Origin of the sequence: Streptococcus mitis, from assembly GCF_003943905.1 — a bacterium.
Classification (GTDB): domain Bacteria; phylum Bacillota; class Bacilli; order Lactobacillales; family Streptococcaceae; genus Streptococcus; species Streptococcus mitis_BC.
Window position 1 is genome coordinate 207,993 of record NZ_RJNS01000003.1, and the last position, 22,362, is coordinate 230,354.

Consider the following 22,362-nt stretch of genomic DNA (forward strand, 5'->3'; position numbering starts at 1 on the left):
TCCTATTCTTCTGTTAGAGATGCATTTTTCAACTGCGACTCAGCAATTTCACGATAGATGTCATTTGTCTTCATCAATTCCTCATGTCGACCGCGACCTACGATTTCTCCCTTATCAAGAACGATAATCTGGTCCGCATCCATAATGGTCCCAACACGTTGGGCAACGATTAAGACTGTAGCATTTTGAGTTACTTCCTTGAGACGACGGCGTAGAATGGCATCTGTGCGATAATCCAAGGCTGAGAAAGAATCGTCAAAAATATAGATATCAGGATTCTTTATAACCGCTCTGGCAATTGAGAGACGTTGTTTCTGTCCTCCAGAAAGGTTGCTTCCACCTTCAGCTAGATGGGTCGCAAAGCCTTCTTCTCGGCTTTCGATAAAATCTTTGGCTTGCGCCACATCTGCTGCCTGATGTAGGTCTTTGTGACTAGCATCTTCCTTCCCATAGCGGATATTTTCAGCGATAGTTCCTGTAAAGAGCAAGGCCTTCTGCGGAATAAAACCAATCTTTTGACGGAGAGACTTGAGGCGGTAATCCCTCACATCGACACCATCAACCTTGATTTTCCCAAGCGTGACATCGTAAAAACGAGGGATCAATTGCACAAGAGAGGATTTACCAGATCCGGTCGATCCGATAAAGGCAATGGTTTCACCTGGTTTAGCACTGAAAGAAATATTGTGCAAAACAGGATTTTCCGTCTCACCAGGATAGGCAAAGGTGACATTTTCAAATTCCAAATAGCCGTGGGTTGCTGTCTCTCTGACACCTCCTTCATTGGGATCAATAGAAATCGGCATATCCATGACTTCTTTCAAACGTTCACTCGAAACGGCTGTACGAGGGTACATGGTGAAGAGATTAGATAAGAAAAGGAAGGACAAGAGGGCGTGGAAGCTATATTCGATAAAGGCCACCAGATCCCCAATTTGCAAAGAACCTTGTTTGATAGGGTCCAGAGCGAACCAGACAATAGCCACAATCATGGCAATGATAATCTGAACAAACAAAGGTTCCGTCAAACCGGTTAGTTTAAACAGACGATTGGAATTAGCTGCATAGACCGCATTTTGCCCTGCAAAGCGTTCCACTTGAAACTCCTCACGGGCAAAGGCACGAATGACACGGAGTCCCATCAGATTTTCTCTAACGTATTGATTGATCTTGTCTAAGGTAGCCTGCTGTTTTTCTGACAAAGGGCGAGTCTTGACAGCCACATAAATAACCACCACAGCCAAGAAAGGTACTGCAAAAGCTACTATCCAAGCTAATGACGGGCTGGTCAAAAAGATCATTAAAATACTAGACAACATCATCATGGGAGTAATGACACCCAGTTTTAAGGTCTGTTCTGCAAACTGCATGAGAACAAAGGCATCACTGGTGATACGAGTAACCAGTGAAGATACTCCTATCTTTTCATATTCATGATGGGAATACTCTTGTAATTTGGCATAGAGATCATCCCTCATATCCTTGACCATATTGGTCGTCAGCTTACTAGCTGCGTAGGCCAAGACTACACGCCCTAAGGTTCCACATAGGATAATCACCAGCATAATAGCGGCCCAAACATACAATTGATGTTCATTCCCTTTATTCACACCTTCATCAATCATCCTAGCCAGAACAGTTGGCAGTCCAAGATTGACGATAACAAAGAAAATAGCGCCAAAGAAATCCAAGAATAACCACTTGGGATATTTTTTCAAATAAGACCAAATATAAAGCATGACTCCTCCTTTCATAACTTTTTGATACAGAAAAGAGCGCGCATCCGCACGCCTTTCCTTCCCTAAGGAATTTTCCTAGACCAGAAAATTTCTCTTTCACAAGAATACTCCAAGTAAAAATAAGACAGGCAGTCAAAGTCACCTAGTACTTTTGACTGTCTGTCTGGAAAAACCTAGATTATTTTACAAAGTCAAGCAAGGCCAAGAAGCTTTCAGCTTCAAGTGACGCACCACCAACAAGGGCACCGTCAACGTCTGGGCAAGCCATGTATGAAGCAACGTTTTCAGGTTTAACTGAACCACCGTATTGAACACGAACTTTGTCCGCAACTTCTTGACCAAAGTCAGCCGCTACAACGTCACGTACAACTTTACACATTTTTTGTGCGTCGTCTTGTGAAGCTGATTTACCAGTACCGATAGCCCAGATTGGCTCATAAGCGATAACTGATGCAGCAACTTGTTCAGCAGTCAATCCAGCCAAAGCAGCAGATACTTGGGCACCTACGAATTCAGCAGCTTTACCAGCTTCGTAAGTTTCAAGTGATTCACCACAACAGATGATTGGAAGCATACCATTTGCAAAGATTGCTTTTGCTTTTTTATTGATATCTTCGTCAGTTTCATGGAAGTAGTCACGACGCTCTGAGTGACCGATAACAACGTAGTCAGTACCGATTTCATTCAAAACTTGTGGGCTAGTTTCACCAGTGAAAGCACCTGCATTTTCAAAGTAGCAGTTTTGAGCAGCAACTTTAAGGTTTGAACCTTTAGCAGCAGCAAGAACAGCTGTCAAATCAACTGCAGGAGCTGCGATACCTGCTTCAACAAGGTCTGATGAAGGAAGTTTTGAGGCAACGGCTTCAACGAATGCTTTTGCTTCTTCTGGATTTTTGTTCATTTTCCAGTTACCAGCGATAAATGGTTTACGTGACATTTCACATACCTCTTTTTTCATTTTATTCACTATTATTCTATCATATTTATAAAGAGCTTGCAAATCTTACTCTAATTTTCAAGATTTTTCAAGCGACTAATCTTGCCACAAATTCATGGCATCGAGGAAATCAGCTGAAGCCTGAACTTGTTTGGGATTGTTCGCTTCTCGCTCTGCTCGTTTGGCCTCTACCTGAGCCACAGACTGAATTCCTTCATGGCGCCAGTTTCGTAGGATTGCCTGAATATATTTCCAGTTTGGCTTGCCATTGAGAACAGCCTCTCGGAGAGCTTCCTTGATCAAATCCGCCTTAACTCCGTCTTCTTTGACAGTCTTAGAAAGATCTTCGATTTCAAATGGTGTTAATAAGCGTCCCAATTCTTGCTGAAAAGTTTCAACCAGATCCTTCAATTGATTCTGCGGGTTGGGGGCAGTTGTATCTGGAGTTTGGTTGTCTAGCAAGCTATCCAAGCGTTCAAAAGCCAAACTAGCATCAAAAATCAGCTCAATTTCCCCATTTAGTTCAATGGTCCGATATTGTAGCAAACCATTTTCAGTCAAATTCGAAATGGATTGGTTGACATCTGCCACTTCTTTCCCAATGATTTCAGCAATCTGGCTAGGCGAAACATCTCCTAAGGCTGTGGTGTTTTGTAGATAGAAAAATTGCCAAACGAGAAAATCTTCGCTGGAAGGAAAGAGTTCCTTAAAATGCAAGAGCAGGGCACTTGGCAAAACCAAGTTCCCTGATTTAAAAGCGTCAAAATATGTCATAATTCCTCTTATAAATATCCAAATGAAGCTGCGTCATCCTCTACCTTTTTCCAGTCAAAGGGGGTTTCCTGATAAACAGCATAGTTAACCCAATTACTGAAAAAGAGGGCAGCTGATGAAGACCAACAAAGACACGGTGTCTCATTCACATCATCATTTTTGAAGTAATTTTCCGGAATGTGAGGATCAAGTCCTGCCTCACAATCACGAAAATACTCTTTTGCTAGAGTATCACGGTCATATTCTAAATGACCAAAACTATAAATCTCACGAAGATCCCGACTGGCTAAAATAGAAACGCCGACTTGTTCACCCTCAGAGAGGATTTCCAGATTGGTTTTTCCTAATATCTCTTCCTTATAGATTTCTGTATAACGAGAATGGGGAGCTACATAGCTATCATCAAAACCACGAAAGAGAAGATGGCCCTCTTTCAAGGTATCCTGCGGGTAAATGCCTGACAATTTCTGCTCCATCTGGTGTTTATCAACTCCATAGCGAGCATAAAGACCTGCTTGGGCACCCCAGCAGATATGAAGGGTCGAATAGACATGGGTCTTGGACCACTCAAGCACCTGACTGAATTCCTCCCAATAGTCCACTTCCTCAAATGGTAAATGCTCAATCGGAGCCCCTGTGATAATCATCCCATCAAAATACTCGTCCTTGACTTCAGGAAAAGTTTTATAAAAAGTCTCCATATGCTCTGCACGAGTCGTCTTGGAACGGTGGCTCTCCATATAGAGAAAGTCTATGTCCAATTGCAAAGGAGTATTTGCTAAATGCCGTAACAACTGGGTCTCTGTGACCACTTTTTTGGGCATTAGGTTTAAAATCAAAATTTTCAAGGGACGGATATCTTGGTGGGCCGCACGTTGATCATCCATGACAAAGATATTCTCTGTCCGTAAAATCTCAACAGCTGGCAATTTTTTATCAATTCTAATCGGCATAACCTTCTCCTAACTGTACTCTTTTAGAAATAATTGAATGTGTTTGAAGTCAAATCTCAAACACTTAGTCCTTTTATTATACTGCAAGAAGATATAGTTTTCAATTATAGTTTTTCTCTAACTAGCTATAGTTTGTTTATATAGCAGATGAAGAGAAAACAGCCCCAAGGACTGTTTTTCATTAATAATGCATAAGTACCTTGTAATCGTAATCTCCGATTTTTTCACGGCCTTTAAGCTCATCCAACTCAATCAAGAAAGCACAACCGGCTACAACTCCGCCAAGTCTTTCAATCATCTCAATCGTTGCCTTGACAGTTCCACCTGTTGCCAAGAGATCATCTACGATGAGAACACGTTGGCCTGGCTTGATCGCATCAGCATGCATGGTCAAGGTATCAATACCGTACTCTTTCTCATAGTCAGCAGAAATCACTTCACGTGGCAATTTCCCTGGTTTACGAACAGGAGCAAAGCCAATTCCCAACTCAAAGGCAACTGGACAGCCGACAATAAATCCACGAGCTTCTGGTCCCACGATCATGTCGATTTTCTTGTCCGTTGCATACTGAACAATTTCACGAACAGCATAGCTATAAGCATTGCCATCTGCCATCAATGGGCTGATATCACGGAAGGTGATGCCTTCCTTGGGATAATTTTCAATCGTTGCGATATAATCTTTTAAATTCATCTTTTTCTTTCTTTCAAAGTTTTTTACTCTCTATTATACCATATTTTCTGTGAAAGAAGAAACAGAAGATTTTTATTTGCTAATCCAAGATTTCGTCCTGCTGATTTAAGATTCAAGTTTTAATCCAACCACTGAATATAGGCTGTTTTATCTTCACTATTATAACCAGCTCCCTTATAAAAATTCTGAGTACTGGCATTTTTAGAACCTGTCAGGAGCATTATCTTATAACAATTTCCCTCTTTAGCTATTTGTTTAGCATATTCAAGACAAGCGCTTGCATACCCTTTCCCTCTATCTTCTTCTCGGGTCACCACATTTTCTATCAAAGCATAGGGTCTCACACCTCTTGTCAAATTGGGAATAATGACACAAATACAGGAGGAGACTATTCTTCCTTCCACCTCTTTCACGATAACATGATGGCGTTGGTCAGAAATCATCTCACTCCATACTTGCTGCAAATGAAGACTATCTTCTGGAATCTCTTTCTCATGTAAGGACAGGTAGAGATTTAATAACTCAAATAAATCCTCCTGTACAGCTTCTCTTAACAAATTTATTTCCTCCATTCCTTAATTGATAAATTTGAATAAAAAAACTCTGACCGAAGCCAGAGATTTTAGTTGATTAAAGTGAGTTTACGTCAACCTTGATACCAACACCTTGAGTAGTTGTGATAGTCAAGTTTGTTACGTAAGTTCCTTTAGCTGTAGCTGGTTTTGCTTTTTGGATTGTTTCGTTGAAAGCTTTAAAGTTTTCAACCAATTTTTCAGCTTCAAATGATACTTTACCGATAATTGCTTGAACGTTACCTGCACGGTCAGCACGGTAAGTGATCTTACCACCTTTAGACTCTTCAACTGCTTTAGCAACATCCATTGTTACTGTACCAGTTTTAGGGTTTGGCATCAAGTTACGTGGTCCAAGGACACGTCCAAGACGTCCAACAAGAGCCATCATGTCAGGTGTAGCGATAACTACGTCGAAGTCCAACCAACCGTCGTTGATTTTCGCAACAAGGTCATCTTCACCAACGAAGTCTGCACCAGCAGCTTTTGCTTCTTCAGCTTTTGCACCACGTGCGAAAACAAGAACGCGTGAAGTTTTACCAGTACCGTTTGGCAATACCATTGCGCCACGGATTTGTTGGTCAGCTTTTTTAACATCGATGTTCAAGTTGTAAGCAACTTCTACAGTTGCGTCAAATTTTGCAAAGTTAGTTTCTTTCGCAAGTGCTACAGCTTCTTCTACACTGTATGCTTTTGTGCTGTCGATTTTCTCAAGAGCAGCACGAAGTTGTTTGCTTTTTTTAGCCATTTTCTATTCTCCTTGTAAGTGGTTCAATCGATTTTCATCTCCCACGTCACTCCTCGAAATGATGAAGTCTTGCGGGTTTTCAGTCTATTATTTTCCTTTTCCTACTTCGTTAAGTTCCTTTGCTGTACCTAAGTACAAGCCTCAGTCACTTGCCTAGTATGAAAAGCAACTAATAGACTGCTGTGAGATTTTCTACTGTGTTATTGATTAGTCAACAACAGTGAATCCCATAGAACGAGCAGTACCTTCGATCATACGCATTGCAGACTCAATGTTTGCTGCGTTCAAATCTGGCATCTTAGTTTCTGCAATTTCTTGTACTTGTGCACGAGTAACTGTAGCAACTTTAGTTTTGTTAGGTGTACCTGATCCTTTTTCAACACCTGCAGCTTTTTTCAAAAGAACAGCAGCTGGTGGTGTTTTTGTAACGAAAGTGAATGATTTGTCTTCGTATACTGAGATAACAACTGGAATGATCATACCAGCTTGGTCAGCTGTACGAGCGTTGAACTCTTTTGTGAATCCCATGATGTTGATACCAGCTTGACCAAGAGCAGGTCCAACCGGTGGAGCTGGTGTAGCTTTACCAGCAGGGATTTGCAATTTTACAAGTTTTTCGACTTTTTTAGCCATTTTTAAATCCTCCTTTGTGGTTTTGGCGGTAATTAAAGATTTTTACCTCCCACAAGTATGCTTTACACATACCTTTCCATTATACACTATTTATCTAAAAATGCAAGAGAAAAATTTCTTTTTTAATCGACGTAATCTCCGCCTTCAAAGCCATAGTATTCTTCCAAACTGAGACCACTTGCAGCAATTTCTTTGGCTTCTTTTCCGACGTAGCGAAGATGCCATTCTTCTGCCATGTAGCCAGTCTCTTTTTCCTTGCCTTTGAGATAGCGGACAACAAAGCCATAGTCAGCCGCATGGTCCAAGAGCCACTGAGCAGCCTTCTCCTCTGTCACTAATTCTCCGTTAGTCCCGATCAAATCAAAAGCAAGACCTGTCTGGTGTTCACTATAACCTGGGCGAGCTGAGTAGCGATCTGCTGCTTCCTTACCGTCTTGATTCACATAGTCTTGATAAAGCTTGGTTTGAGTTTCATAACTTCTAAAACCACTGTAGTGATCGCTGATTGGGTAGCCAGCTTCTTGCATTGCTGCAATGAGTTTCAGCAACTCTGCTTTAGCTGTTGGATTTTCTCCTGGATTGTAGTCTTTTGACAAAGGATAGTGCTTATTGGCTACGACGATTTCATCATATTTCCCTTGGATACTATAGTGGTCTCCCTTATTCACAACTTCTGCTTTTTTCTGACTAGAAGCTTGGGATTTACTTCCTACAGTTCCCTCAGGTTGACTGCTTTGCTCCGTCTTTTGAGTGTTTTCTTCATTTTTAGGTTTTTCTTGAGCACATGCTGCTAGGGTTACTGCTAGCAAACCAGATAAAACGATGTATCTTTTCTTCATTTTTTCTTCCTCTCTTAAACCACGTGCTTCTCTAGTTCATCGGATAAGGCTCTTATCATTTGTTCCAGTTCAGGGGATTGCACTTGGTAATCTTCTGCCGCCATTTCTTCCCAGGGCACCCACCAGACTGGACCACGGTCATTAAGACCATGACCCTTCATATCACCCGACCGTCTTGGAAAGAGGTGCCAGTGAGCGTGGGCATCTCCATTTCCTAGAAGTTCTATGTTCATCTTTTCAGCCTTAAACGCTTTGGCAACAGCTTCTTGGACCAAACTCATTTCCTCTAGAAAACGAAGTTTTACAGAGGTTTCCATTTGGTGGAGTTCTGTGACATGCTTTTTTGCTAGAAATAAGGTATAGCCCTTAAAGTATTGGTGGTCTCCAATTACCACATAGCCTGTTTCTAGTTCTTTTACAAAGTAGGGATTTTCCCCTGCCTTGATCCATTCAATTCTTTGACAAATCAAGCACATATTAGTCTACCAATGCACTCTTGAGATAGGCGTCTACCATACGCTCGGTCGCCACGACTGAATCAATGTGTGTTCGTTCGTAAGAGTGACTTGATTCAATACCAGCTCCAAGAAGGGCGTGTTTGACCTCTGCTCCTGCTGACATAGCTGCCGAAGCATCCGAACCGTAAAATGGATAAATGTCGAGCTTAAATGGAATATCTTGCTCCTTCGCCAAAGTTACTAAGTGTTGACGGAAGTCATAGTGATAGGGACCTGAAGCATCCTTGACACAGATAGACACTGTATATTCGTCTGTCTGCTGGTCATCTCCCATAGCTCCCATATCTACAGCTAGATATTCCACTACCTGAGCTGGAATATTGGAGTTTGCACCGTGGCCTACCTCTTCAAAGACTGAAAAGGCAAAATGAGTTGTTACTGGCAACTCAATTCCCTCTTCCTTATAAACACGAAGAAGATTGAGCAAAATCGCTGCGCTGACCTTGTCATCCAAGTGGCGGGACTTGATAAAACCAGTCTCTGTCACAACAGTTCGCGGGTCAAAACTGATAAAGTCGCCAACCTCGATGCCCAAGGCGCGGGTTTCTTTTTCATTGGTCACTTTTTCGTCCAAACGCACTTCCATATTATCCTGAGTGCGTTCAGCAGTTCCTGCATCCTTGTAGACATGACAAGAAGTCTGGTGGATGAGGATGGTTCCAGATACCTTTTTACCTGTGCTAGCCACATGGACTGTACAGTTTTCTCCCTCAATCATGTTCCAAGGGAAACCACCGATACGGTCCAATTTGAGACGACCGTCAGGTTTGATAGCACGTACAATAGCTCCGAGTGTGTCCACATGGGCAGTCACATAGCGCTGTTGATCATCGTTTTGACCTTTGATAGTTACATTGACACCACCCTTTGCTGTGCGAACAGGCTGGTAACCAAGCTCTTCTAAAGTATGGACTAGATAGTCTGAAATCTCACGAGTAAAACCCGTCGGAGATGCAATTGCGGTTAATTCTTTGATATAGTTTACAGTTTGATTCATTTCTTCACCTCTTTTGCTACCTATTATAGCACATTTCAGTAGAGAGGAAAAAAGAAAAATCACTCCTGTAGAGTTGACTTACAAAAGTGATTTCTATTTTTTATTCCATTTCAAAAACATCGCTTTCTTGCTTGTTTGGTAAAACCAAGGAAAGCAAAATTCCAATAATAGCTGGCACCAACCACGGTAGAGAGGCAGCTGCAAACGGAAGAGCATTGACGAGATTTGCTAGAAACTCAATCTTAAAGGAACTTCCAAGAACACTTGCAAGAGCGATTGCTGTAACTACTCCTATTGTCAACTGCATACCCGGTTTTGATAGGGCAACAAACTTATTAACAATCACGATCATCACAATGGCGATGGTGATTGGGTACAAGATTACCAGTACTGGCACTGAATACTTAATGATTGCATCAAGACCAAGATTTGCAATAGCAAATCCAATCAAGGTAAAGGCAGTGGCATAGACCTTGTAGCTGATTTGTGGGAAACGACCGTTAAAGAACTCGGCTGTCGACACAATCAAGCCAACTGTCGTTGTGAAGCAGGTTACAGTTACCATAACAGCAAGGAAGAGTTGAGCTGTTGAACCAAAGATTTCCTGAGTTGCTTGTGACAAGATATAAACACCTGGTGTTCCACCCTTCATCACTTCTGCTGGTACTGGGAAATGATTTCCAAGGAATCCTAAACCAATGTAAAGAGCGCTAAAGGCAAGAGCTACAACGATACCAACAACCCAAATGGTTGAAATGTACTCTTTCTTACTTGAGAATCCAAGTTGTTTCAAGGTTTGAACAGCGATTACACTGAAGGCCACTGAGGCTAGGGCATCCAAGGTGTTATAGCCTTCTAGGAAACCTGTCCCAAAAGCAGAAGATTGATAGGCTGCTGAAGCTACTTGAGGACTAGTTCCACCGTATTTGAAAGCTCCTAGAACAACTAAGATAACAATCAAAATCGCAAAGACTGGCGTTAAAACACGTCCGATTCGATCCAAAATCTTTGAAGGGTTGAGTGAAATCAGATAGGCTGCTGCAAAATACAGCACAGTAAAGATAATCAATCCTAGACCTTTATTTGCTTCAGACAAGAGGGGGCTAATCCCAACTTCATAAGCTGTTGTAGCTGTACGCGGAATAGCAAAGAAGGGACCAATCGATAGATAGAGGACTGCAAGATAAAGCGTCGCAAACCAAGGTGAGATTTTCTTAGAAATCTCGTGAATGTATCCTTTCGGGTTTAGAGTTCCAATAATAAGTGTCAAGACAGCAATACCGACACCTGAAAAGACAAAACCTGCGATGGCAGGAAGAAACTGTTCTCCAGATAAAGCACCTAGAGAAGGTGGAAAAATCAAGTTTCCCGCACCAAAAAATATTCCAAACAGGAGCAAGCCTGTTAGAGCACCTTTTTTAGCCATAAAAATCTCCTTCATATTTCTAAAATACTGACCTAGTATACCATGATTAAGACTCTGAAAAAAGTATCCAAAATTAATCATTGAATGTTTTCAATATTTTTAAAAATAAGAATTGTCTAAAAACAAAAAACCCTCACTCAGTTGGAACCGAGCAAGGGAAGATTAGGATCTATCACCATATAGGTTTAAAGATTTTCAAAGGCCGTCATTCCACCTTGGACATTGATGGCCTTGTATCCATGTTCCTCTAAGAATTGGCAAGCACGAGCTGACCTCATCCCAGATTTGCAAATGACATAATGCAACTGGTCCTTGTCCAATTGATCATAGATATCAGCTAATTGACTAAGTGGTAGGTTCTGAGCACCTTCTAAATGAAGCGTCTCGAACTCTTCTACTTCTCTCACGTCCACTAGAGAAAGTTTCTCATTTTGATAAAGCTTGTAAAATTCATCGAAGGAAATTTCTTTCATTCTTTTTCTCCTAAAATCGTTTTAATTCTTTTTTTCAAATCTGGCACCACTTCTGATTCAAACCAAGGATTTTTGGCCATCCAGATTTGGTTTCGTGGTGATGGGTGCACTAGTGGAAAATAGGTTGGCAAATAATCTTTGTAGTGTTTCACCCGCTCTGTTACCTTGCCACTGACTTTCTCATTTAAATAATAGGCTTGGGCATACTGTCCGATTAAAAGGGTTAATTGGATATCGGGCAATTCTTGCAAGAGCTTCGGATGCCACTTTTCTGCAAAGCCAGCTCGAGGCGGTAGATCTCCTGACTTACCATGTCCTGGAAAATAGAAATCCATAGGCAACACCGCAAAATAACCTGAATTGTAAAAAGTATCTTCATCCACGCCGAGCCAGTCCCGCAAGCGATCTCCGCTTTTATCCTTCCAGTAAAGACCTGCTTCTTGGGTTTTAAGTCCCGGTGCCTGACCGATGATATTGATGCGAGCAGTTTTTGGCGCTGCAAAGAGAGGCTCTATCCCCTGATCTGTATAGCTTTTGTTTTGCGAATCAGCCATAATGGCTTGTTTGATCTTTTCAATTTGAGACATCTAGTTTCCCTCCAAAAAGAAGTCTAAGATTAGAATCTCAGACTTCTAAAGGCTTATTTGATCAATTCATAGATAGCTTCAGCATAGATTGCTGCTGCTCGGAAGAGATCGTCCAAGGCGATAAATTCATTGGCTTGGTGCATGGTGTCAATTGAGTCTGGGAACATAGCACCGTAGGCAACGCCGCGTTCTAGCAAGCGACCAAAAGTACCACCACCGATAACTTGCTCATGACCTTTAAGACCAGTTTGTTTTTCATAAACATTCAACAAGGTTTGCACAAGTGGATCTTCCATCGGTACATAATGAGGCGTATGACCATGCTCTGACAAGCTGACAGAAGCAACTGGCAAGTTTTCAAGGATTGACTGGATATGCTCAGGACTGGTTCCTTTTGGATAACGAATATTGAGAGCAATGGTATTGTCAGCACTTGTTTCATCAAAGCGGAAGACACCAGCATTCATAGAAAGGGCACCCATCTTTTCATCCACATGAGCAATCTTGAGATTTTCACCTTCATGGTCGTTCAAGAGAATTTTTCCAGCGATGTCAAGGTAGTCTTTTGCTGGACCAGCAAAGTCAAACTGGCTGAGGAAGAGAGCAAGGTAAGTTGCACCGTTGACACCTGAAGCAGGCATAGCACCGTGGGCAGATTTACCGATAATAATAACCTTGTACTGACCGTTTTCTTCTTGGATTTCTCCTCTGAGTTTGTGTTCTGCAACAAAGGCATCTAGTTTTTCTTGCAAGTCATCCAAGTCACCTGAAACGACTGCCGTTGCTGACTCTGGTACCATGTTTTCACGCAAGCCACCTGTAAAGCTGTGAAGACGAGCAGCACCTGCATTTTCACCTCTAAAGTGGAGGTATTCTGTGATATTTCCTTTTTCACCATTGATGATTGGGAATTCAGCGTCTGGTGAGAAACCGAAGTCTGGTTTTGCTAGTCCTACATGTTCAAAATAGTAGTCCATGTCTGCCCAGCCTGATTCTTCGTCTGTTCCAACGATAAAGCGAACTTTTTTAGAAGTTGGAAGGCCCAATTCTTTGATGATTTTCAAACCATAGTAACAAGCTGTTGTAGGACCCTTATCATCAGAAGCACCACGCGCATAGAGGCGACCGTCCTTGATGGTTGGTGTGTATGGATCAGTGTCCCAACCACTACCAGCAGGTACTACGTCCATGTGGGCAAAGATTCCAAGAACTTCTTCCCCTTGACCAAACTCGAAATGACCTGCGTAGTTGTCTACATTTTTAGTTGGATAGCCATCACGGTCTGCAATTTCAAGGAATTTTTCCAAGGCTTTGACTGGACCAGGCCCAAAGGGATGCTGCGCATCAGCCTTACTGTCGTCACGTTCAGAGTTGATTTCCAAAAGGCTAAACAAGTCAGCCAAGAGGTCTTCTTTGCGTTTTTCTACTTCTGCTGTAAAATCAATTGCTGTCATTTTTTCTTCTTTCTATCTTTTCTCGATGATTTCATCTACTGGCAAGCGGTAGCTTGGTTCCAATTTTTCATCCGTGTAACCCACTGTAATCAAGAGTTCCGGGCGGAAACGGTCTTCGATATTCAAAACTTCGTTGACTTTTGATTTGTCAAAACCAAGGATAATGTTGGAACCAATCCCTTGATCTGTAAGAGCGAGAACCAAGTTCATGGCAACCAAACCAGCATTGAGGGCTAGGTAGGCACTAATCTGTTGCTCATTGTAACGTGCATATTCAGCAGGCAAATTTTTCATGAAGTATTGAAGTTGCTCTTCTGAGAAATTCTTTGCACCGCCAACACGGGCAATCTTGCGGGCACGTTTGGCCAGGTCTGTATCGGTAAATAAGGCAATGGTCACTGGCGCAGACGAAACCTGCTCAAAGTTTGAACCATAAGCCAATTTTGCCAGTTCAGCATTTTTCTCACGAACGACCACAAACTTCCATGGCTGGCTGTTGTGGGCACTTGGAGCCAAGGTTGCAATTTCGATAGCAGTACGCACATCTTTAGGGTCAACTGGCTTATCAGTGAAATGCTTAGTCGCATGACGTTTTTTATTTAATTCAAGAAATTTCATAATCGATTTCCTTTTCTAATTCTACTGCTTCCATTCTACCATATTTTGAAAGAGCTTGCAGAGATTTTTCATAGGAAAAGCAAGAGCAAAAAAACTGCTCTGCACAGTTTGTAATAATTCTTCTATTCAATCACTAAAAAATTAGCAGATGAAATCATACTGAGACAACTTCTCCGCTGTCACCTCTTCCAACTTTTTCTTTACCTGACCTTTTATAGCCGTATCCATCTGTGATTTTATTTTCCCAATAGCGACTTTTGTCTCCTCCGCACTTTCTTTTACTTTCTCTTTATAATCTGTTTGCAAGGAATTTTTTTCTTTTAAGATTACTGCCGCCATTGTATAGATTCTATTCTTCTCCATCATGCGATACATCTGACGTAAAGCAAATTCATATTCTTCATCTGTGTAATATTCATTTAATGGTGCGAGCATATGATCTCCTTAAATCTCCGATTGTCTGTTCTAACTCATCACGACTTTTACGATAATCTCTGTCTAACAAATCCTCTCGATACTGCAATTCATCTTCTCTACGCCTACACGCAAACTGAGAATCCTCCATCAATTGTTGTAAACTCCTATAAAACTGTTCTCCATCTTGGTAACTGTGTTGTCCTTTTTGAAGAAAAGCAGTCATCTTACCAGCTTCGTCTTCTACGATTCGGGCAAGTCGATCTCGACGTTCATAGAGTTCATTACGTTGATTCGTAAAAGTTGCTTTCTGCTTTAGATACTCATCTTCCAAATCATGATACTCTTTTTCTTTTGCTTTTAACTTTTGGAAGACTAAATCCGACTGTTCCATTTTCTAAACTCTCCTGCCAATTCCTTATCTGTAGCTAGTTTATTCTCTATGACTTGGATAATCTGTTGGTTAAGGCTAGCAAACTCTGTGGCTAGTTTTTCGGCCTTTTGATTCACTTGCTCAAAATCTTGCTCAACTGAACCAACAATCGTATCATAAGTCACACCCACTGACGCAAAAGTCGATAGGACTTCATCATAACTCAGGTATCGGAAGCTACTAAAGTCAAGCTGATTCCATAAATCCTGTACCTTTGACACCACCTCCTCTTGAAGGTGCTTGATGTCGTCTGCACCAGCTCGAGCCGCATTAGCCATTCCTTCCCCTAGAGCCATCCCCTGTAAGCTATCCAAGTATATTTCTTCCTTGCTTGACAAACCATCTGCTGAGAGGTAGCTTTTGATTTTTTGGTAGCGATACATACCTGCTGTTGCTTCTGCTAGCGCCGTTACTTTGAGATTCGTGATTCGTTTTCCGTCCAAATCAACTAGCTGGCCATTCTCATCAAACTTCCACTGTGACAAGTTATGATATTCTAACTTGTCACCCCAGTTATCTTTTGCAGGGTAGATGTAGGGATAAATGGCTGTTTGAGTCGTATTCCCCGTAATATTGCCAATAACATCATACTTATGACGGTAATTGCGAAATTGTTCTGGATGTTCTTGCATGTACTTGATTTCTTCTTTCGAAATCAAGTTATGAATATCTGGCCCATTATACCCAACATTGGCATAACCTCGCTTTAAAGCGACATACATAGCCAGAGACTCTCCAAGCGAATGCCCCGCAGTTGTGATTTTAGCAGAGTGATGTTTTTGTCTGACCTCTTCCTCCACCTCCTTGGCATAATTCAAAGCTGTCACAAACTGAGAATCTACTACTTTCGCAGAATTTAGTCCTGAACGAAACTGTAGTTTATCCCTCCCGAGCCCTAAAGACTGTGCATCCGTTTCAAGATCCTTTATGTCATCTTTATTCGTCCCTGCATAGGCAATCACTACATGGCTATAATCCACATTCCCATTTTTATCCACAGGAGCAACTGCCATCGCCTGCATACCGTTAGAGGTGTTGTCTATGGGATTGGTGATTACTTTAAACCGGTCGTTCCCAACCAAATCATCCTTACTATAAGGTCTATTCACCTTTAGAGCATCCACTTTATAAACATCGTCAGCAATATATCTATAATCTTTTTCAGTTATCATTTTAATTTACCATACCTTACATCTATGTCCAAGTCTGATTTACTATCAATCTGTTTTCTCTTTTCTAAAACTTCGCCTGAATTTCTAGATGTTAGTTGGGACATACTAATTTCACCACCTACATTCCATAATGTGAATCTAACATAGTACTTATCATTAACAAGCGCATCACCACTCCATGTCCCTGTTATACTATCCTTAGAGAAAGATTCGAATTCCACCACGCGAACTCCTTCGTAATGATTAACTAAGTATAACGCCATCCTATCCTGTTCAATTCTCATTTTCTCTTCCAACGTTCTTTCTTTTTGGTGATTCAAACTAAACATTACAATTCCTCCTATAATACAAATTACTAAAGCAATAATACCCCATTTTTTGTGCCTATTCATGGACACACCTCCTTATATTATTCTATAAAGCAACTTGGTCTTAATTGTCTTATAGTATAGGACCAATAGCCGCTATGGTCTTGTGCATTGAATTCAAGATCAGCATAGTTCACTCGCGATTTCCTTTTCTAATTCTACTGCTTCCATTCTACCATATTTTGAAAGAGCTTGCAGGGATTTTTCATAGAGTTAGTACTTCTTTCAAACTCTCTGCTATTAATTTGGAGCTATTTAAGTAGGTATCGCTTTAGATTTGAAGCAATCAAAAAGCAGGTGATCGAACACCTACTTTCTTATATTATTGACCAGATGTGTATGGAGCAATTGCTTTATAAGCCGCTTCCAGCGCTTTCTTCATTGTGTCACGTCCAGTTTTCAACTGTTGAACAAATAGAGTACGAGTTTGTTCTGGCACTACTGTATCATCAGAACCAATACTTGAAAGGCTTTCGTTAAATGACTCTCTTACAGTCTCCATAGACTTAAGCGCTGGTTCAACTTGGGCGTTATATGCTTCTTTTCCACTCTCTGGAATTTTTTCCCCAATTTCAACTGCATGCTTTTTATAATTGTCGACTAATTTGCCAAAGACTTTCTTCACATCTCCAACAGTTTTAGCATTGTCAATTTCTTCATCGGTGATCAAAACAACCTCATTATTTTCTGTCTTTGAACTAGACGTTGTTGATGAAGTCTCTGAAGAAGAAGTTTGTTCTACAGAGCTTGAAGTCTTAGTCGAAGAATCAGACGTTGTTTTCCCTGAACATGCTGCTAAAACAACAACAGATAAAAGAGCCATACTGGCTGTAATAATTTTCTTCATAATGTTCTCCTTTTTATTAAGAATTAAGTTCATTGTATAACAAAATAATTTCAATGTCAAACTTTAGCTAAGCTGTCTTTTCTTCCTTATCGTCTGACTCTCTTCTAAGCAATTCGACTATAAACCTCACTTCGAAATAAGGGCTGCCCGCTTTATTTCTCACTTTGCAAGAAATCAAAATAATTCTTTACATCCTCTATATACCCATGCTTTTCAATTAAACTAGCTAAAAGTTCCAGATTGTGCCCCCGATAGTTGTCTTCTCGTCGTAGCTCTTCATACATTTCGATAAAGGGAAGGTCCTTAGACTTGGCCAATTCTAATTCTGCTTCATAATCATATGAAACTTTTCGGAATAGAATATTTACCAATTCCCCATCTTCCACTTCTATCACGGCATACTGGGCACGGTGATTTTTTAACGCCTCCCAATCAAAATAGGGCATGCCAATCGAACCTGGATTGATGATTTGTTGCCCTCGGCTTCCATAACGAAGCAACTGCTTGTGGACATGACCGTAAACTGCTACATCTGTCTCCTCATCAAGTAGCTGGTCAAATTTCTCCGTATCATTGTCAACCAGCAAGTCTCCTCCATAGTTTTTGTCAGGTAAGTTGTGAGAGAGCGAAAAACGCAGCCCATCAATTTCTTTCTTCGCAACCATAGGCAGGCTCCGCAGCCAAGCGATCTGATCGGGATCCATTCGCTCCATCAAATACTGCGTCATACGCAAGAGCTGAACTTCCTGTGGGTCTTCTAAGCCATATTGCCCATCTAAAGCCTCAAGGACACAATCATCCCAATTGCCTCGAACACTTGCTGTGATAGGAAGTTCCTTTAACAGAGCGACCAAGTCATTTGCACCTGGACCCGGGAGGAAAATGTCTCCCATAAGCCAATATTCACTGGCTCCTTGAGTTTTAGCATCTGCAATTACTGCTTCTAAGGCTGTCGCATTGCCATGAATATCTGATAAAATTGCGATTTTATGGTTCATGATGGTTTCCTTTTTCTATTTCATCTAGCCAATTGTGAAACTCCCAACGAAGAGGATTTTCCTTGCCTATTCTTTGTCTCAAATAACCTTGATATTGAAGATAGAAAGCGTAATCTCCCCAACTACTCCACACTTGAGAAGGTTTTGGGATACACAACTGTTTGTTCGCCCTCTCTAACACGATGTTATCTATCGGTACGTGTAAAAAAGGAAAAACGGAGTCTAGGGTTACAGCTTCAAGCATATACAGATACTTGAACGTCATATTAATCCACTTTTGAGCATGACCATAAGTGAATCGAATCCCATTTGAGCGATAGCAATCTATCAAAACATCACAAGTCCTATGATGCCAACTATCAAAATCAGTTTGACACAGCTTGTCCCGATTCAAGAGATTTAAAATTGCTTCTTTGATACATTTAGAGGCCCGATTTCTCATCTCCAAGCGCTGTTCATCTGGCATGCCATGAAATCGCAAGGTTCGATTAAAATCCAGATAGGCTCTTGTAGTTGCAGCCAAAAATAAATCTTTTGAATTCCCAAAGTAAGCAAATCGTAAAAAAAGGAGTATATCTCTGTCAATCTCAATCCTATTCATTTCTTCTACTTTCTATCTAGATACTTATTCCAATTCTTTTAATGGTTCTGCTACTTGAGCCAACTCCACTTCTTCCTGTGGGTTCAACTTTCTCTGCACAGCTTCTGCGACTGCCCTTGGCACACCAACTTCGACAATCTCATCCACACTGGCTTCCTTGATTTTAGTGAGAGACTTGAAATGCTTCATGAGATTCTGCTTGCGTTTAGGTCCCAGACCGTCAATCCCATCCAATTGAGATGAAAAAGAATTTTTGGAGCGCAGTTGACGGTGGAAGGTGATAGCAAAGCGGTGGACCTCATCTTGGATGCGCTGAAGCAGGAAAAATTCCTGAGAATTGCGAGACAACTCCACCACTTCCAGTGGATCTCCGAAGAGCAATTCATGGGTTTGGTGCTTATCATTTTTTTGAAGCCCAGCAATGGGAATGTCCAAACCTAGCTCTTCTTGAATAACCTGCTTAGCAATATTGACCTGACCTTGTCCCCCATCGATGACAATCAAATCTGGCGGAGTTAAACCATCACGTTGAACTCGGCCATAACGTCTGCGAATGACTTCACGCATACTGGCATAGTCATCTGGACCTACAACCGTTTTTATCTTGTACTTACGGTAATCCTTCTTACTGGGTTTACCATTGACAAAGACCACCATGGCAGACACCGGACTGGTTCCCATGATATTAGAGTTATCAAAGGACTCGATGCGGACTGGGGTCGGAATTTGAAGCAAGCGTCCCAGATTTTCAATAGCTCCTTGGGTCTTTTCGACAGATTTTTCTAGCAGATTGAACTTTTGCTCCAGACTAACACGGGCATTTTTTATGGCTAGATTGACCAGTTGTTTTTTCTCTCCACGTTGGGGCTTGAAAATCTTGGTATCCACCAAGGCCTTGACGGCTTCTTCGTCAATATCCTGCGGAATCAATACTTCATTGGGAACCAGGTGAGATTTTTCTTGATAGAATTGTCCCACATAGGTCAAGAAGTCCTCATCCGGATCGTTGTAATAAGGGAAAAGATTGACATCCCGCTCGATGAGTTTTCCCTGACGGACAAAGAAAACCTGAACACACATCCAGCCCTTATCCACATAGTAACCAAAGACGTCCCGATTTTGCAAATCTTTCGCCATGACCCGTTGCTTGGTCCGAAGCGTTCCAATGGCCTGAATCAGGTCACGGTATTCCGCCGCACGTTCAAATTCCATGGTCTGAGCTGCCGCAGCCATCTTCCCCTTGAGGTCATCGATGATTTTGTCATCCTGTCCTTTTAGGAAATCAGAAACCTCCTGAGCCATGGACTTGAAATAAGCCTCATCTTTCTGACAGATGGTGTGGGCCATACATTGGCCGATATGGTAGTAAAAACAAACCTTAGACGGCGGGTTGGTACATTTCCGAAAAGGAAAAATCCGATCCAGTAGTCGCTTGATTTCATTGGCCGCTCCCACATCAGGATAAGGTCCAAAATAAAGACCTCCGTCCTTTTTGACCTGACGGGTGATAATCAAGCGAGGATAACGCTCATTGGTGATTTTGATGAAGGGATAGGACTTATCATCCTTGAGCATGATATTGTACTTGGGCTTATTTTCCTTAATCAGGTTGATTTCTAGGAGAAGTGCCTCAATATTGGACTCAGTGACGATAAATTCAAAATCCACAATCTCAGATACCAGAGCTTCCGTCTTGGTATCGTGACTCCCACGAAAATAGGAGCGCACGCGGTTGCGCAGATTTTTAGCCTTTCCTACATAGATAATAGTGCCATTTTTATCCTTGTGAATGTAACAACCAGGGCTGGTTGGCAGGAGCTCTAGTTTTGATTTAATCAAGTTGTTCATAGTTCCATTATAGCAAAAAGGCCGTAACAGGACGAACAAAAAGCCCACCAATCACTTGTTGGAGGAGCTTTGATTTCATTTCAGATTGCACCGACTTCATCTAGTCGCTACTGGAATAGAGTTCTTGAACAGCTGTCACATCCTGAGGCTGAATTCCATAGTAAGAACCTGCTGGCTGCATGACAGAAGTTTCGTTGGTATGATCCAATCCGATAGCATGCCCCAGCTCGTGCTCTGCCGTGTGCACAATCCGTTCATAAGAATAACCATAACTTGGATTGGATAGATAATAATGATTTAGGCGAACTGTTACAGATATAAATTGATTGGTCAATAGATTGGTTTGACTCTCGGCTTGCCCAGCTACAGCGGTCGATCCATCATTCATCTCACTTGCCACAATATCTGCCTGACTAGGATACGCAACTACCTCAAAGGTAAAGGATCCCGTTTGATTCCAGTTTTTTATAGCTTCTGCATAGGCACTTTGGAAGGTCTCATTCATTTGAGGCTCAATATAGATGCGAGCTGAGGCCTGAGCCCACTTGCCTTCTGCATGTTGGTGACTGTCTGTCTGAGACAAGACTTCCAGCGTTCCCGTCTCCTTCCATTGATTCCAGCCACCTTGACCAATCTGGCTCATTTTTTCAACCTGATTGACCGCAGAATGAAAATCACCAGACAGATACCAAAGCACTCCAAAGGCAATGAGCAGTAGAATGACCACAGTCCAAACCAGACGCCAGAAGAAACGCCAAATTCCCAACAGAAATCGGAAGAATAATCGAATAATCCAGAACATGACGCCCCACCTTTCATAAAAATAAGAATCTATCTTGAAATCGATGGTCTCCCATAATCAAGATAGATTCTCTATTTTACTCAATAAAACTGAAAGAAACCTAAAACTAAGATAAGCGTTCTTCCAAAACAAAGTTAATTGGTAGAGTAGCCAAAAAACGCTCCAATTGTTTTTCCCAGTAGTACCACTCGTGCTTACCTGGACTATGACTATAGGTCACCTCAAAACCAAGCTTTTTAAGGTTTTTCACTGCGAAATTATTGGCAGAGTAGAGATAGTCTTGCTCTCCACACCAAGCCCATAGTTTAGTCTCTTTATCGGATTTTGCAGCGACAGTTTCCAGCGAATGAGGACTAGCTGTCCAGTCTTTAATCTCTCCAAAAACTCCTCGCCAGTAGGCAAGTGACCCCAGATCCTGACTTTCAGGAGAAAAATCCTGAAAACTGAGCGCACCAGAAAAACTAGCCGCATGAGAAAAAAGATTCGTTGCCAGAGCGAGTTTAAAGGAACCGTAGCCACCCATGGAGAGACCTGCTATGAAGGTCTTTTCTCGCTTGCTGGTCATATTGGGGAAGAAACGCTTCATAACCTGAGGTAACTCTTCTGCAAGAGCAGTAAAGTAGTTGAAACCATACTGGGTATCTGTGTACCAGCCATTGCTAGTATTGGGCATGATGACAATGAGATTAGTCCCGCGCAACAAACGCTCGACATTGGTTCGCTTGAGCCAGCTATTTTGATTTCCTGACATTCCGTGCAAAAGATAAAGGACAGGAATATCTGTGCAATCTGGTTCAGTCACCCGACTAGTATCTGGATAGAGTACGGTAACGCCCCACTCCATATCCAAAACTTCTGAGTAATACTCAATATTCATAACTGCCATGGTTTTCTCCTTTTACTATTCTATAAGAAAA

At 41.6% G+C, this 22,362-nt stretch carries 26 protein-coding genes; all 26 read right to left on the reverse strand.

What is annotated here, in order from left to right; genetic code table 11:
- Nucleotides 1-2: 2 nt before the first annotated feature.
- Entirely contained in the window at nucleotides 3-1,739 is a 1,737-nt protein-coding gene (locus D8854_RS06870) for an ABC transporter ATP-binding protein (RefSeq protein ID WP_125450299.1), read from the reverse strand.
- A gap of 178 nt (nucleotides 1,740-1,917) precedes the next feature.
- Nucleotides 1,918-2,676 (reverse strand): triose-phosphate isomerase, encoded by a 759-nt coding sequence (tpiA, locus tag D8854_RS06875; protein WP_125450300.1) that lies wholly within the window; start codon nucleotides 2,674-2,676, stop codon nucleotides 1,918-1,920.
- 96 nt (nucleotides 2,677-2,772) lie between these two features.
- Nucleotides 2,773-3,450 (reverse strand): DnaD domain-containing protein, encoded by a 678-nt coding sequence (locus D8854_RS06880; protein WP_070535625.1) that lies wholly within the window; start codon nucleotides 3,448-3,450, stop codon nucleotides 2,773-2,775.
- Between the two features lie 8 nt (nucleotides 3,451-3,458).
- Nucleotides 3,459-4,403 carry a homoserine O-acetyltransferase MetA gene (gene metA / locus D8854_RS06885; protein ID WP_001122695.1) on the reverse strand — a complete coding sequence of 315 codons (945 nt, stop codon included), beginning with the start codon at nucleotides 4,401-4,403 and terminating at the stop codon, nucleotides 3,459-3,461.
- 181 nt (nucleotides 4,404-4,584) lie between these two features.
- A complete protein-coding gene (locus D8854_RS06890) occupies nucleotides 4,585-5,097 on the reverse strand; it encodes an adenine phosphoribosyltransferase (protein ID WP_001049316.1) in 513 nt (170 codons plus the stop codon).
- A 119-nt stretch (nucleotides 5,098-5,216) separates the two neighbouring features.
- On the reverse strand, nucleotides 5,217-5,654 hold the full coding sequence (locus tag D8854_RS06895; RefSeq protein ID WP_125450301.1) for a GNAT family N-acetyltransferase: 438 nt from the start codon (nucleotides 5,652-5,654) through the stop codon (nucleotides 5,217-5,219).
- Nucleotides 5,655-5,727: 73 nt separating this feature from the next.
- Nucleotides 5,728-6,417 carry a 50S ribosomal protein L1 gene (gene rplA / locus D8854_RS06900; RefSeq protein ID WP_001085675.1) on the reverse strand — a complete coding sequence of 230 codons (690 nt, stop codon included), beginning with the start codon at nucleotides 6,415-6,417 and terminating at the stop codon, nucleotides 5,728-5,730.
- A 207-nt stretch (nucleotides 6,418-6,624) separates the two neighbouring features.
- A complete protein-coding gene (gene rplK, locus D8854_RS06905) occupies nucleotides 6,625-7,050 on the reverse strand; it encodes a 50S ribosomal protein L11 (RefSeq protein ID WP_001085808.1) in 426 nt (141 codons plus the stop codon).
- A 122-nt stretch (nucleotides 7,051-7,172) separates the two neighbouring features.
- On the reverse strand, nucleotides 7,173-7,889 hold the full coding sequence (gene ldcB, locus D8854_RS06910) for an LD-carboxypeptidase LdcB/DacB (protein WP_125450302.1): 717 nt from the start codon (nucleotides 7,887-7,889) through the stop codon (nucleotides 7,173-7,175).
- Nucleotides 7,890-7,903: 14 nt separating this feature from the next.
- Nucleotides 7,904-8,365 carry an HIT family protein gene (locus D8854_RS06915; protein ID WP_125450303.1) on the reverse strand — a complete coding sequence of 154 codons (462 nt, stop codon included), beginning with the start codon at nucleotides 8,363-8,365 and terminating at the stop codon, nucleotides 7,904-7,906.
- 1 nt (nucleotide 8,366) lies between these two features.
- Complete coding sequence (locus tag D8854_RS06920; RefSeq protein WP_125450304.1) at nucleotides 8,367-9,404, reverse strand: M42 family metallopeptidase; 1,038 nt, start codon at nucleotides 9,402-9,404, stop codon at nucleotides 8,367-8,369.
- Nucleotides 9,405-9,504: 100 nt separating this feature from the next.
- Nucleotides 9,505-10,830, reverse strand: a complete 1,326-nt coding sequence (brnQ, locus tag D8854_RS06925; protein WP_162284892.1) for a branched-chain amino acid transport system II carrier protein — start codon at nucleotides 10,828-10,830, stop codon at nucleotides 9,505-9,507.
- A 185-nt stretch (nucleotides 10,831-11,015) separates the two neighbouring features.
- A complete protein-coding gene (locus tag D8854_RS06930; protein ID WP_125450305.1) occupies nucleotides 11,016-11,303 on the reverse strand; it encodes a rhodanese-like domain-containing protein in 288 nt (95 codons plus the stop codon).
- Nucleotides 11,300-11,890: a uracil-DNA glycosylase family protein gene (locus D8854_RS06935; protein WP_125450306.1), complete on the reverse strand. Its 591-nt coding sequence runs from the start codon at nucleotides 11,888-11,890 to the stop codon at nucleotides 11,300-11,302. Before D8854_RS06935 ends, D8854_RS06930 begins: the two co-directional genes overlap by 4 nt.
- Nucleotides 11,891-11,943: 53 nt before the next feature.
- Nucleotides 11,944-13,344: a dipeptidase PepV gene (gene pepV, locus D8854_RS06940; RefSeq protein ID WP_125450307.1), complete on the reverse strand. Its 1,401-nt coding sequence runs from the start codon at nucleotides 13,342-13,344 to the stop codon at nucleotides 11,944-11,946.
- A gap of 12 nt (nucleotides 13,345-13,356) precedes the next feature.
- A complete protein-coding gene (locus D8854_RS06945; RefSeq protein WP_125450308.1) occupies nucleotides 13,357-13,962 on the reverse strand; it encodes a nitroreductase family protein in 606 nt (201 codons plus the stop codon).
- A 141-nt stretch (nucleotides 13,963-14,103) separates the two neighbouring features.
- Nucleotides 14,104-14,397, reverse strand: coding sequence for a hypothetical protein (locus D8854_RS06950; protein WP_125450309.1), 294 nt, complete (start codon nucleotides 14,395-14,397; stop codon nucleotides 14,104-14,106).
- Nucleotides 14,378-14,770, reverse strand: coding sequence for a hypothetical protein (locus D8854_RS06955; protein ID WP_125450310.1), 393 nt, complete (start codon nucleotides 14,768-14,770; stop codon nucleotides 14,378-14,380). The genes D8854_RS06950 and D8854_RS06955 overlap by 20 nt, the downstream gene beginning before the upstream one ends.
- The gene (locus tag D8854_RS06960; RefSeq protein WP_125450311.1) at nucleotides 14,752-15,981 is read right to left on the reverse strand and encodes a triacylglycerol lipase; all 1,230 of its coding nucleotides are present in this window, start codon (nucleotides 15,979-15,981) and stop codon (nucleotides 14,752-14,754) included. The genes D8854_RS06955 and D8854_RS06960 overlap by 19 nt, the downstream gene beginning before the upstream one ends.
- A complete protein-coding gene (locus D8854_RS06965) occupies nucleotides 15,978-16,373 on the reverse strand; it encodes a hypothetical protein (RefSeq protein WP_125450312.1) in 396 nt (131 codons plus the stop codon). The genes D8854_RS06960 and D8854_RS06965 overlap by 4 nt, the downstream gene beginning before the upstream one ends.
- A gap of 298 nt (nucleotides 16,374-16,671) precedes the next feature.
- The gene (locus D8854_RS06970; RefSeq protein ID WP_000720917.1) at nucleotides 16,672-17,196 is read right to left on the reverse strand and encodes a hypothetical protein; all 525 of its coding nucleotides are present in this window, start codon (nucleotides 17,194-17,196) and stop codon (nucleotides 16,672-16,674) included.
- A gap of 152 nt (nucleotides 17,197-17,348) precedes the next feature.
- On the reverse strand, nucleotides 17,349-18,194 hold the full coding sequence (locus tag D8854_RS06975; protein WP_125450313.1) for a metallophosphoesterase family protein: 846 nt from the start codon (nucleotides 18,192-18,194) through the stop codon (nucleotides 17,349-17,351).
- Nucleotides 18,184-18,795 (reverse strand): hypothetical protein, encoded by a 612-nt coding sequence (locus D8854_RS06980; protein ID WP_061421268.1) that lies wholly within the window; start codon nucleotides 18,793-18,795, stop codon nucleotides 18,184-18,186. Before D8854_RS06980 ends, D8854_RS06975 begins: the two co-directional genes overlap by 11 nt.
- 24 nt (nucleotides 18,796-18,819) lie before the next feature.
- Complete coding sequence (gene uvrC / locus D8854_RS06985; protein ID WP_125450314.1) at nucleotides 18,820-20,643, reverse strand: excinuclease ABC subunit UvrC; 1,824 nt, start codon at nucleotides 20,641-20,643, stop codon at nucleotides 18,820-18,822.
- Between the two features lie 100 nt (nucleotides 20,644-20,743).
- Nucleotides 20,744-21,445, reverse strand: coding sequence for a M57 family metalloprotease (locus D8854_RS06990; RefSeq protein WP_125450315.1), 702 nt, complete (start codon nucleotides 21,443-21,445; stop codon nucleotides 20,744-20,746).
- Between the two features lie 106 nt (nucleotides 21,446-21,551).
- Nucleotides 21,552-22,331 carry an alpha/beta hydrolase gene (locus D8854_RS06995; RefSeq protein ID WP_125450316.1) on the reverse strand — a complete coding sequence of 260 codons (780 nt, stop codon included), beginning with the start codon at nucleotides 22,329-22,331 and terminating at the stop codon, nucleotides 21,552-21,554.
- Between the last annotated feature and the right edge of the window lie 31 nt (nucleotides 22,332-22,362).

Excerpts from the sequence above, each read along its gene's own strand:
- D8854_RS06870 (WP_125450299.1), bottom strand. The coding sequence starts at position 1,739 with ATGCTTTATATTTGGTCTTATTTGAAAAAATATCCCAAGTGGTTATTC.
- tpiA (WP_125450300.1), bottom strand. The coding sequence starts at position 2,676 with ATGTCACGTAAACCATTTATCGCTGGTAACTGGAAAATGAACAAAAAT.
- D8854_RS06880 (WP_070535625.1), bottom strand. The coding sequence starts at position 3,450 with ATGACATATTTTGACGCTTTTAAATCAGGGAACTTGGTTTTGCCAAGT.
- metA (WP_001122695.1), bottom strand. The coding sequence starts at position 4,403 with ATGCCGATTAGAATTGATAAAAAATTGCCAGCTGTTGAGATTTTACGG.
- D8854_RS06890 (WP_001049316.1), bottom strand. The coding sequence starts at position 5,097 with ATGAATTTAAAAGATTATATCGCAACGATTGAAAATTATCCCAAGGAA.
- rplA (WP_001085675.1), bottom strand. The coding sequence starts at position 6,417 with ATGGCTAAAAAAAGCAAACAACTTCGTGCTGCTCTTGAGAAAATCGAC.
- rplK (WP_001085808.1), bottom strand. The coding sequence starts at position 7,050 with ATGGCTAAAAAAGTCGAAAAACTTGTAAAATTGCAAATCCCTGCTGGT.
- ldcB (WP_125450302.1), bottom strand. The coding sequence starts at position 7,889 with ATGAAGAAAAGATACATCGTTTTATCTGGTTTGCTAGCAGTAACCCTA.
- D8854_RS06915 (WP_125450303.1), bottom strand. The coding sequence starts at position 8,365 with ATGTGCTTGATTTGTCAAAGAATTGAATGGATCAAGGCAGGGGAAAAT.
- D8854_RS06920 (WP_125450304.1), bottom strand. The coding sequence starts at position 9,404 with ATGAATCAAACTGTAAACTATATCAAAGAATTAACCGCAATTGCATCT.
- brnQ (WP_162284892.1), bottom strand. The coding sequence starts at position 10,830 with ATGGCTAAAAAAGGTGCTCTAACAGGCTTGCTCCTGTTTGGAATATTT.
- D8854_RS06930 (WP_125450305.1), bottom strand. The coding sequence starts at position 11,303 with ATGAAAGAAATTTCCTTCGATGAATTTTACAAGCTTTATCAAAATGAG.
- D8854_RS06935 (WP_125450306.1), bottom strand. The coding sequence starts at position 11,890 with ATGTCTCAAATTGAAAAGATCAAACAAGCCATTATGGCTGATTCGCAA.
- pepV (WP_125450307.1), bottom strand. The coding sequence starts at position 13,344 with ATGACAGCAATTGATTTTACAGCAGAAGTAGAAAAACGCAAAGAAGAC.
- D8854_RS06945 (WP_125450308.1), bottom strand. The coding sequence starts at position 13,962 with ATGAAATTTCTTGAATTAAATAAAAAACGTCATGCGACTAAGCATTTC.
- D8854_RS06950 (WP_125450309.1), bottom strand. The coding sequence starts at position 14,397 with ATGCTCGCACCATTAAATGAATATTACACAGATGAAGAATATGAATTT.
- D8854_RS06955 (WP_125450310.1), bottom strand. The coding sequence starts at position 14,770 with ATGGAACAGTCGGATTTAGTCTTCCAAAAGTTAAAAGCAAAAGAAAAA.
- D8854_RS06960 (WP_125450311.1), bottom strand. The coding sequence starts at position 15,981 with ATGATAACTGAAAAAGATTATAGATATATTGCTGACGATGTTTATAAA.
- D8854_RS06965 (WP_125450312.1), bottom strand. The coding sequence starts at position 16,373 with ATGAATAGGCACAAAAAATGGGGTATTATTGCTTTAGTAATTTGTATT.
- D8854_RS06970 (WP_000720917.1), bottom strand. The coding sequence starts at position 17,196 with ATGAAGAAAATTATTACAGCCAGTATGGCTCTTTTATCTGTTGTTGTT.
- D8854_RS06975 (WP_125450313.1), bottom strand. The coding sequence starts at position 18,194 with ATGAACCATAAAATCGCAATTTTATCAGATATTCATGGCAATGCGACA.
- D8854_RS06980 (WP_061421268.1), bottom strand. The coding sequence starts at position 18,795 with ATGAATAGGATTGAGATTGACAGAGATATACTCCTTTTTTTACGATTT.
- uvrC (WP_125450314.1), bottom strand. The coding sequence starts at position 20,643 with ATGAACAACTTGATTAAATCAAAACTAGAGCTCCTGCCAACCAGCCCT.
- D8854_RS06990 (WP_125450315.1), bottom strand. The coding sequence starts at position 21,445 with ATGTTCTGGATTATTCGATTATTCTTCCGATTTCTGTTGGGAATTTGG.
- D8854_RS06995 (WP_125450316.1), bottom strand. The coding sequence starts at position 22,331 with ATGGCAGTTATGAATATTGAGTATTACTCAGAAGTTTTGGATATGGAG.